This is a genomic window from Delftia sp. JD2, from assembly GCF_001682645.1.
GTDB classification, from domain to species: domain Bacteria; phylum Pseudomonadota; class Gammaproteobacteria; order Burkholderiales; family Burkholderiaceae_C; genus Comamonas; species Comamonas acidovorans.
In genome coordinates, this window is the sequence record NZ_LFJT01000105.1 from 1 (window position 1) to 10,253 (window position 10,253).

Annotated in this window: 8 protein-coding genes and 1 pseudogene; 3 read left to right on the forward strand and 6 right to left on the reverse strand. The window is 68.2% G+C overall.

Features of this window, described 5'->3' with window-relative positions; genetic code table 11:
* Both ACM14_RS29460 and hxpB read right to left on the reverse strand, forming a co-directional pair.
* The coding region (locus ACM14_RS29460) for an RNA polymerase sigma factor (RefSeq protein ID WP_302621882.1) at positions 1-368 on the reverse strand (368 nt) is incomplete at its 3' end.
* 162 nt (positions 369-530) lie between these two features.
* Positions 531-1,226, reverse strand: coding sequence for a hexitol phosphatase HxpB (gene hxpB / locus ACM14_RS29465; protein WP_254662164.1), 696 nt, complete (start codon positions 1,224-1,226; stop codon positions 531-533).
* Between the two features lie 116 nt (positions 1,227-1,342).
* Between hxpB and ACM14_RS29470 the strand changes: the two genes are divergently transcribed.
* Positions 1,343-1,852, forward strand: a complete 510-nt coding sequence (locus tag ACM14_RS29470; RefSeq protein ID WP_012206773.1) for a DUF1993 family protein — start codon at positions 1,343-1,345, stop codon at positions 1,850-1,852.
* Positions 1,853-1,880: 28 nt separating this feature from the next.
* On the opposite strand, the gene ACM14_RS29475 is transcribed toward ACM14_RS29470, so the two are convergent.
* The 3 genes from ACM14_RS29475 to ACM14_RS29485 form a co-directional block, all read right to left on the reverse strand.
* A complete protein-coding gene (locus ACM14_RS29475) occupies positions 1,881-3,170 on the reverse strand; it encodes an MFS transporter (protein WP_065348110.1) in 1,290 nt (429 codons plus the stop codon).
* Positions 3,171-3,296: 126 nt separating this feature from the next.
* Complete coding sequence (locus ACM14_RS29480) at positions 3,297-6,929, reverse strand: hydantoinase B/oxoprolinase family protein (RefSeq protein WP_065348111.1); 3,633 nt, start codon at positions 6,927-6,929, stop codon at positions 3,297-3,299.
* Positions 6,930-7,162: 233 nt separating this feature from the next.
* On the reverse strand, positions 7,163-7,945 hold the full coding sequence (locus ACM14_RS29485; protein ID WP_065348112.1) for a putative hydro-lyase: 783 nt from the start codon (positions 7,943-7,945) through the stop codon (positions 7,163-7,165).
* 127 nt (positions 7,946-8,072) lie between these two features.
* Here ACM14_RS29485 and ACM14_RS29490 point away from each other — a divergent pair, with 127 nt between their 5' ends.
* Positions 8,073-9,002, forward strand: a complete 930-nt coding sequence (locus ACM14_RS29490; protein WP_065348113.1) for a LysR family transcriptional regulator — start codon at positions 8,073-8,075, stop codon at positions 9,000-9,002.
* Here the strand turns inward: ACM14_RS29490 and ACM14_RS29495 are convergent.
* Positions 8,999-9,955 (reverse strand): LysR family transcriptional regulator, encoded by a 957-nt coding sequence (locus ACM14_RS29495; protein WP_065348114.1) that lies wholly within the window; start codon positions 9,953-9,955, stop codon positions 8,999-9,001. The genes ACM14_RS29490 and ACM14_RS29495 overlap by 4 nt on opposite strands.
* A gap of 115 nt (positions 9,956-10,070) precedes the next feature.
* Between ACM14_RS29495 and ACM14_RS29500 the strand changes: the two are divergent.
* Positions 10,071-10,253 (forward strand): annotated as a pseudogene (locus ACM14_RS29500) (hypothetical protein); the annotation flags it as partial.

Consider the following 10,253-nt stretch of genomic DNA (forward strand, 5'->3'; position numbering starts at 1 on the left):
AGCCGCTCGCGGTGGTGCGCCGCCTGCAGGGGGTCCGAGCCTTCGCCGGCCGGCAGTTGCTGCGCCAGTTCCATGTGTTCATCCAGCGAGACCGATTCGCGCCCCGGCGCGCCCGCCGAGCGGCGCCAGGCATCGTGCGAGACATGGCGGGCGATCACGCGCAGATAGGGTTCCTGCTCCTCGGGCGGCAGGGCCTTGCCCGAGGCCGCATAGCGCACGAAGACCTCCTGCACCGCATCCTCGGCATCCTCGCGGTTGCGCATCTGCCGGCCCAGCAGGCGGCGCAGAGGCTGGTGCCAGCGCGCATACACGCGGGCCAGCAGCGAGGGAGCGGCATCATCGTCCGCACCAGGCACGCGCGCGCTCACGGGCAGGCTCCCTGCATGGAGGTCTGGACGCGGGCAGGCAGGCCAGCATGGGAAACGGACAGGACGAAGAAGAACGGCACGGGCGGCGATTGTACTGAGAATGGTTCTCATCAACGCCCTTGCGGCCGGCACGCGCCATGCGATGCGGGTGCTGCGGATGCCTTACCGGCCCGCTGCCCCATGCAGCGCCACCAGCGTGGGCACCACCCAGTGCGGCGCAGGCTGCGCCCCGTCGAAGCACTGGTCCTCGGACGGCACGGCGATGACGGTCATGCCGGCCTGCCGCGCCGCATGTGTTCCCGTGACGGAGTCCTCGAACACCAGGCAGCGCCCGGCCGGCACGCCCAGGCGCTGCGCCGCGAAGTGGTAGATGTCGGGCGCGGGCTTGCCGCGCACCACCTGCTCGGCCGAGACGATGGTGTCGAACGCCGGCCGCAGGCCCAGCGCATCCAGGGTGTGGTGGCACAAAGACAAAGGAGAGTTCGAGGCCAGCGCCACGCGCCAGCCCAGGGCGCGGCAGGCGCTCAGTGTTTCGCGCACGCCGGGCAGGGCCTGCCCATGCGCGCTGACCAGGGCCGCCACGCGCGCGACCACGCGGCTCTCCAGCTCGCGCTGGCTGGGCCCCTGCCAGGGCCGGTGGGCGTACCAGTGCGCGGCAACCTGCGCCGTGGTCATGGGCGCCGTCACGCGGGACATCTCGGCCGTGATGTCGATGCCGACCTCGGCAAAGGACTCGCGTTCGGCACGCTTCCAGAAGGGCTCGGAGTCTATGAGCAGGCCGTCCATGTCGAAGATGGCGGCACCGAATCCGGCCTGGCCAAGACCTGCGAACGAGGGAGCGGCTTCAGGGATTTGCATGGCGCGCATGCTAGCGCAGGCGGCAAGTGAAAGCAGTTGCTGTTAGCCTGTGCCGGCTGGCGATGGATGCAGATGCATGCGATTGCCAGCCCTTCACAATTCTTAGCGAGCCCGCAATGACCAGCCCCCTGTACACCGCCTCCATTCCCGTCCTGCAGCAGATGCTGAAGGCACTGTCCGACGTGCTCAAAAAGGCCGAGGAACACGCCGCGCAGAAGAACATCGATCCCGACGCCCTGCTGCAGGCCCGCCTGTTCCCCGACATGTTCCCGCTGGTGCGCCAGGTGCAGATTGCTGCGGACTTCGCCAAGGGCATCGCCTCGCGCCTGGCCGGCGCCGAGGTGCCTTCGTGGCCCGACACGCAGACCAGCTTTGCCGACCTGCAGGCGCTGATCACCAAGGCGCTGGACCATGTGGGCTCGTTCGCGCCCGAGCAGTTCGCGCAAAGCGAGTCCCGCGAGATCGTGCTGCGCCCCGGCACGCCCAAGGAGAAGAAGCTGAGCGCCAGCGCCTATCTGCTGCACTACGGCCTGCCGCAGTTCTTCTTCCATGTGACCACCGCCTATGCCCTGCTGCGCCACAACGGCGTCGAGGTCGGCAAGCGCGACTACATGGGCAGCTACTGAGCGTGCCGTGGCCGGTCTGGCCAGCGCTTCACTGCGTGGCCAGATCCCGGCCCCGCGTCTCCGGCAGGCACATGGCGAACATCACCACCATCACGTAGCCGGCCGTGGCGCAGATGCCGATGGCCGTGCCCAGCGACAGGCCCAGCCGGTCGCTGAACACGCCCACCAGCGCGGGGAAGGTGGCCCCGATGCCGCGGCCGAAGTTGTAGCAAAAGCCCTGGCCGGAGCCGCGCAGTTCGTTGGGGAACAGCTCGGCCAGGAAGGCTCCGGCGCCGCTGAATATGCCCGACATGAAAAAGCCCAGCGGAAAGCCCAGCACCAGCATCCAGGCATCGGTGATGGGCAGCAGCGTATAGGCATAGGCCAGGCTGCCGGCGCCGATGGCGAACAGCGTGAAGGCCAGGCGCCGGCCCAGCCGGTCGGAAGCGTAGGCACCGCACAGGTAGCCTGCAAAGGCGCCAAAGATGAACATGAACTGGTAGCCGCCCGAGCCCAGCACCGTCAGGTGGCGCTCGTTCTTCAGGAAGGTGGGCAGCCACACGGCAATGGCGTAGTAGCCGCCCTGCATGCCGGTGAACATCAGGCTGGCCAGCACCGTGGTCTTGAGCATGCCGCCCTTGAAGATGTCCAGGAAGTGCCCGCTGCGCTCGCCCCGGCCCACGGCGGCGCGGGTCTTCAGGTAGACCTCGGGGTCCTTGACGGAACGGCGGATGAACAGGATCAGCAAGGCCGGCAGCAAACCCAGCAGGAACATGGCCCGCCATGACATCTCGGGCGGCAGAAACGAGAACAGCGCCATGGACACCAGCACGGCCGCCCCCCAGCCTATGGCCCAGCTGCTTTGCACCAGCCCCACCGCCTTGCCACGGAAAGCCGGCCGTATGGTCTCGGCGATCAGCACCGAGCCCACGGCCCATTCGCCGCCAAAGCCCAGCCCCTGCAGCGTGCGGGCCAGCAGCAACTGGCCCGGCGTCTGCGCCAGGCCGCAGGCGAAGGTGAAAAGGGCGAACACGAGAATGGTCCACTGCAGCACGCGCACACGCCCGTATCGGTCCGCCAGGATGCCGGCCATCCAGCCGCCGATGGCCGAGGCCACCAGGGTCGAGGTGCCGATCAGGCCGACCTCGGTCTTGCTCATGCCCCACAGCGACAGCAGGATGGGCGTGACCAGGGGCAGCGTGTAGTAGTCGAAGGAATCGACCGCGTAGCCGCCGAACGAGGCCGTCAGTGCGCGTTTTTCCCGGGGTTCGAGCTGGCCCAGCCAGCTGCCCTGCGACTGTTCGCCAGCCAGGGGCTTGGCATTGTCAAGGCTTGTCATTTTTCAGTCTCCTTGCGCTTCGGTATGCAGAAGCGTCTTGCCTTCAATGGCATTGCATCGGTGATGAACCAGGCCTGGCCGGGCGGCCCTCATCCACCACCCGGACAGACCCCTGCAGGCGGTGTGTCAGGCCGCCGTTCCGTAGCCGCCGCCCCCCGGCGTGCAGACCTCGAACACATCGCCGGGCTGCATCTGCACGGCGCCGATGTGCTCCAGCGCCTCGACCTGGCCATCGGCGCGCAGCACACGGTTGATGCCCGGCTGCCCCGGCTGGCCGCCCGCCATGCCGAAGGCCGGGTTCAGGCGTCCGTTGGACAGGATGCTGGCCGTCATGGCTTCCAGGAAGCGCACGCGCCGCACACCGCCGCTGCCCCCATGCCAGCGCCCGCTGCCGCCCGAGCCTTCGCGGATGGCATAGCTGTCCAGCATGATGGGGAAGCGGAACTCCAGCACCTCCGGATCTGTCAGGCGCGAATTGGTCATGTGCGTCTGGACGACGCTGGTGCCGTTGAACCCGCGCTCCACCCGGCCCTCGGCGTCCAGCACCGCGCCCGCGCCGCTGCCGCCGGCAATGGTTTCGTAGTACTGGTGGCGCGCATTGCCGAAGGTGAAGTTGTTCATGGTGGGCTGGCTGCCCGCCATCACGCCCAGCGCGCCGAACAGCGCATTGGTGATGCAGGTGGAGGTCTCCACATTGCCCGCCACCACCGAGGCCGGTGCATTGGGGTTGAGCATGCAGCCCTGGGGAATGATGACCTTCAAGGGCTTGAGGCAGCCCGCGTTGAGCGGGATGTCGTCGTCCACCAGCGTGCGGAACACGTACAGCACGGCCGCCATGCACACGGCGCGCGGCGCATTGAAGTTGTTGGTCTGCTGGGCGCTGGTGCCCGAGAAGTCGATGACCGCGCTGCGGCCCGCCGTATCCACGGTGACGGCCACGCGGATCTGCGCGCCGTTGTCCAGCGGCAGCGTGAACTGCCCGTTCCTGAGCCGCGTGATGACGCGGCGCACCGACTCCTCGGCGTTGTCCTGCACATGGCCCATATAGGCCTGCACCACGGGCAGGCCGAACTGGGCCACCATCTTGCGCAGCTCCTGCACGCCTTTTTCATTGGCCGCGATCTGGGCCTTCAGGTCGGCCAGGTTCTGGTGCGGGTTGCGGCTCGGGTACTCGCCGCTTTGCAGCAGCTCGACCATCTCCTGGCCGCGCAGCACGCCGCGATCGACCAGCTTGAAGTTGTCGATCTGCACGCCCTCTTCCTCGATGCGCGTGGAAAACGGCGGCATGGAACCGGGCGTGATGCCACCCACGTCGGCATGGTGGCCCCGGCTGCCCACGTAGAAGGTGGGGGAGGCCTCGTCGGCCACGTACACGGGCGTGATGACCGTGATGTCGGGCAGGTGGGTGCCGCCCTGGTAGGGGTCGTTGAGCACATAGACATCGCCCTGGGCCATGCGCCCGGCGTTCTTGCGGATCACCGTCTGGATGCTCTCGCCCATGGAGCCCAGGTGCACGGGCATGTGCGGCGCATTGGCGATGAGGTGGCCCTCGGCGTCGAACAGCGCGCAGCTGAAGTCCAGCCGTTCCTTGATGTTCACCGAGTAGGCCGTGTTCTGCAGCTGCAGGCCCATCTGCTCGGCGATGTTCATGAACAGGTTGTTGAAGACCTCCAGCAGCACCGGGTCCACCGAGGTACCGGCCGCGTACTCGGCCTTGCGCGCGACCACGCGGTCCAGCACCAGATGGTCCAGCGCCGTGAGCCGCGCCAGCCAGCCGGGCTCGACCACCGTGGTGGCATTGCGCTCGGCGATGATGGCCGGGCCGGGAATGGCATCGCCGGGCCGCAGGTCCTCGCGCACCACCAGGGCCGCGTCATGCCAGGCACCGTCGGAGTACATGCGCACGGTTTCGCGGCGCGGATGCTCGCGCGGCGGATGCTCCTGCAGCAACGGCTCGCTGGGCGCATCGCCCGCAATCACGGCTTCGACGGAAACGGCTTCCACCACCAGGCCCTTGCCCGCCATCAGGAAGGCGAACCGCTGGCGATAGGCCGACTCGAAGGCCGCCTGAATGTCGTCCAGCCCGCCGAAGGGCACGGCCAGGGCGGAATCCGTGCCCTCATAGCGCACATGCACGTTGTAGCGTACCTGCACGGGACTGGCACCGACCTGCTGGCGCTCAAGCTCGGCCTTGGCCGCGTCGCTCAGCGAATCCAGCGACTCCGCGATCAGCGGCAAGGCCGCCGCAGACAGCGCCACCTCCATCGCCTGTTCACGGATGACGGTCTGGTCCGCCAGGCCCATGCCGTAGGCGCTGAGCACGCCGGCCAGCGGATGCACGAACACACGGGTCATGCCCAGGGCATCGGCCACCAGGCAGGCATGCTGGCCACCCGCGCCGCCAAAGCACTGCAGCGTGTAGCGCGTCACGTCATAGCCGCGCGCCACGCTGATCTTCTTGATGGCGTTGGCCATCTGCTGCACGGCGATGCGGATGAAGCCTTCGGCCACTTCCTCGGGCCTGCGCCCCGTCTGCACTGCCAGTTCATCGAAGCGCGCCCGCACGGCCTCGCCATCGAGCCGCTCGTTGGCGGCCGGGCCGAACACGCTGGGGAAGTAGCGGGGCTGGACCTTGCCCACCATCACGTTCGCATCGGTCACGGCCAGGGGCCCGCCACGGCGGTAGCTCACGGGGCCGGGGTTGGCGCCCGCGCTCTCCGGGCCCACGCGAAAGCGCGAGCCGTCATAGGCCAGTACCGAGCCGCCACCGGCGGCCACCGTGTGGATGCTCATCATCGGCGCGCGCATGCGCACACCGGCCACCTGGGTCTCGAACTCGCGCTCGAAGGCGCCAGCGTAGTGGCTGACATCGGTGGAGGTGCCGCCCATGTCGAAGCCGATGACCTTGTCGTGCCCGGCCAGCCCCGCCGTGCGGGCCATGCCCACGATGCCGCCGGCCGGCCCGCTCAGGATGGCATCCTTGCCCTGGAAGCTGCCTGCATCGGCCAGCCCGCCGGAGGACTGCATGAAAAACAGCCGCACGCCCGGCATCTCGCCAGCGACCTGCTGTACATAGCGGCGCAAGATGGGCGAGAGGTAGGCATCGACCACCGTGGTGTCGCCCCGGCTCACGAACTTCATGAGCGGGCTGGTCTCGTGCGAGGTGCTGATCTGCGTGAATCCCGCCTGCCGCGCAATGCGCGCCGCAATCTGCTCGTGCCGCATGTAGCGGTAGCCATGCATGAAGACGATGGCCACGCTGCGCAGGCCCCGGGCATGGGCCTGCAGCAGCGCGGTGTGCAGGTGCAGCACGTCCAGTTCCTGCTGCACTTGCCCATGGGCATCCACGCGCTCAAGCGCCTCCACCACCTCGCTGTACAGCAGTTCGGGCAGCTGGATATGCCGGTCGAACAGGCGCGGGCGGTTCTGGTAGGCAATGCGCAGCGCATCACGAAAGCCCCGCGTAGTCACCAGCAGCGTGGGCTCGCCCTTGCGCTCCAGCAGCGCATTGGTGGCCACCGTGGTGCCCATCTTCACGCACTCCACAAGGTCCGGCGTGACCGGCTCGCCGGGCTTGAGGCCCAGCAGGTGGCGGATGCCGGCCACGGCCGCATCACGGTACTGCTCGGGGTTTTCCGACAGCAGCTTGTGCGTGGCCAGGCTGCCATCGGGCCGCTTGCCCACGATGTCGGTGAATGTGCCGCCGCGGTCTATCCAGAATTGCCAGCGCCTGTCATGGGGAGTGGAGCGTTCTTGCATGGTGTCGGAACCCGTTTGTCTCGAAGTTGAAGTCAGGAAAACCGTGGCCTGGAGCACGGCCCTCCGCCGGTGCCCACCACTGGCGTCCAATCTAAAAGTGCCCCTGGACCGCGTCCATCGAGAAGTTTTCGCCCCCTCTGTTCACGAAAACTGAACAGGAGCGGCCCCTTGCCGGCCGGCGACGCAAAGAAAAAGGCCCGCCGAAGCGGGCCCCAAGCCAGGCAGGCAGGCCGTCAGAACGCGGCCAGATGGCTGTTGCGCAACTCCGTCACCAGCATGTGGCCCGGCTCGTGCGTGATGGCGAATGGCAGGGCCGCCGAGCGGATGGCCTGCTGGGGCGTCACGCCGCAGGCCCAGAACACGGGGATCTCCCCGGGTTTGAGCGCCATGGGCTCGCCGAAGTCCGGCCGCTCGATATCGGCAATGCCGATCTGCGCGGGGTCGCCCAGGTGCACGGGCGCCCCATGCACGCTGGGAAAGCGCGAAGTCACCTGGATCGCACGGATGGCGTGGGCGGCCGTCATGGGCCGCATGCTGACCACCATCCGGCCACCGAACCGGCCCGCCTGGCCGTTGGCAATGTCGGTGATGAACATGGGCGCGCCCCGGCCCTCGTCGATGTGGCGCACGGGCACGCCCGCATCGCGCAGCGCGTCCTCGAAGGAATAGGAGCAGCCGATGACGAAGCCCACCAGGTCGTCGCGCCACAGGTCCGTGAGGTCATTCACCTGCTCGGCCCTGTGACCATCGCGAAACACCCAGTACGAGGGCAGGTCGGTCTTCAGATCGATATCGCCGAGCTCGGGCACGCGGCTGCTGCCGGGCTCGGTCACGCCGATCAGCGGGCAGGACTTGGGGTTCAGCCGGGCAAAGCGCAGGAACTCCTCGCTGCACTCGCGCGGCAGTATCGCCAGGTTGCCCTGGGTGTAGCCGGGGCACTGCCCGGCCGTCTGCCCGCGAAAGCGTCCGGCGCGCACCTCCTGGCGGAATTCGGTCGGATGGGTCCAATGCGTCATGGGGGAGCCTCTATTGAATGGAGATGCCCCCCAATGTAAAAAGCAGCAGGCCACCGGTCCATTCAGGAATTGTGCGCAGCCTCCCCCAGGAAAACTGAACAGCCACTGCAGCCCGCGCAGCCTCCCCATGAACATCCGTTTTCTTGAAACCTTTGTGCTGCTGGCACGCATCGGCAGCGTGCGCCGCGTGGCCGAACTGGTGCATGCCAGCCCCGGCGCCGTCTCCATGCGCATACGCGGGCTGGAGTCGGACCTGGGCGTGACCCTGTTCCACTGGGACCGCAAGACGCTGCAGATCACCGATGCCGGCGCCCGCTTGCTGCGGCATGCGGAAGCCGTCATCGAAGCCACACGCACCCTGGAGCGTGCCGCCAGGTCCGACGACGCCATCGGCTGCCGCCTGCGGGTCGGCGTGCTGGAGACGGCGGTACACACCTTCCTGCCCGAATTCGTCAAGGCGATGGGTGCCAGCCTGCCGCACATCGAGCTGGACCTGACCGTCGATCTGAGCACCCACCTGGCGGAGCAGATGATGCGGCGCGACCTGGACCTGATCGTGCGCACCGGCAGCGGCGTGGACCCCCAGTTCGCCGTGGTCGAGAACCTGCTGGAAGTGCCTGTGCACTGGATTGCCAGGCGGGGCCTGGTGCCCAGGAAGGATGGACTGCACAAGGCGCTGGGCAAGCAATTGCTGACCCAGATGCGCGGCACCGGCCCCTACGAGCAGGCCGTGGCCATGGCACAGCAGCTGGCCGTGCAAAGCGGCATGGTCTCCAGCGACCTGCGCATCTCGGGATCGCCCTCGCTGGCGGCCCTGGTCTCGCTGGTGCGCGAGGGCCTGGGCGTCGCCATCATGCACGGCATGCTGGTGGCGCCGCAGCTCGAAAGCGGGGAGCTGGTGGAGCTGGAGCTGCCCACGCCGCCCTCCTTTCGCATCACCACCTGGTACCCCAAGAGCCCGTCGCCCGGCGTCACCGACACTGCCCAGGTGATGCGCCGCGTCTGCAAGAGCTACTGCAAGCGGGTCAGCCCGCATCTGGCGCGGTACATCGGCTAGGGCGCGGATGCCGGCGGCGGCTCCTGCCCGTGCAACAGCGCCAGAAAGCTGTCGGCCGCCTGGCTCAGCGGCCGGTCGCGGCGCACCAGGCTTCCGTAGGCCTGCAGGTTGCGGCGCATGCGATAGGGCAGGATGCGGACCATGCCGTGCGCGGCGCTGTCCCGGGCCACGGCCTGCGGAATCACGGCGATCAGGTCGGAGTTGCGCACCAGGTTCATGGTGGTGAGGATGGAGCCCGTCTCGATCAGGCCGCGCGGCAGCGGCAGGCCGTGGGCCTGGAATTCCTGGTCGATCAGTGCGCGCATGGGACTGCCGGGCGGCTGCAGCACCCAGCCATGGGCCTGCAGCTGCGCAAAGCCCACGCTGCGGGCACGCGCCAGCGGGTGGCCGCAGCCCACGATGATGGACAGGGCCTCGTCATCTATGGTGCGGAACAGATGGGCGGGATCGGCCTGCCCGGTCTGCCGGCCCACCACCACCTCCAGCACGCCGTCCTGCAACTGCGCTAGCAGCCGGTCGCTGGTGTCCACGGCCACCTCGATGGACAGCAGCGGCCACTGGCGCTTGAGCGCCAGCAGCGCCTGTGTCAGCCGCCCCGGCGAGGCCGCCATGATGCTGCCCACGGCCAGCCGCCCCGCGCTGCCCTCGCGCAGTTCCTGCAGCTCGCGGTTCAGCGCCTCCATGCCGCCGCGCAGGTGGCGGAAGTAGCCCGTCACGCGCTCGCCCGCCGCGTTCAGCTGCAGGCCGCGCCCCACGCGGTCGAACAGGGGCAGGCCCAGCGCGCTTTCCAGCTCATGCAGCATCTTGGTGGCGGCCGGCTGGCTCAGTCCCAGCTCGGCTGCGGCGCCGCGCAGCGTGCTCTTCTGGTCGATGGCCAGCATCAGCGCCACCTGCCGCATGCGCAGGCGGTTGAGCAGTTGCGGCGTGCTGTCCCTGCGGTCGATGGAGCCCATAGGAATATCCCGCGAATTGATTACCCAAGGTTATTGATTCATCAGCAACTTTCAGTTTACGGCAATCAATCATCTGCCTAGCATGGGTCCACAACAAAAGCACCGGAGACAAGACATGCAACGCCGCCCCCTGCTGCTGGCCGCAGCTGCCCTGCTGCCCGCCATCGCCCTGGCCCAAACCCCACCGGACTGGCCCACGCGGCCTGTGCGCATGCTTGTGGGCTCGGCCCCGGGCGGCGGCACCGACGCCATGGCCCGCGCCGTGGCCGCCTGTCGGTTGATACAAGGATCTGGCGGA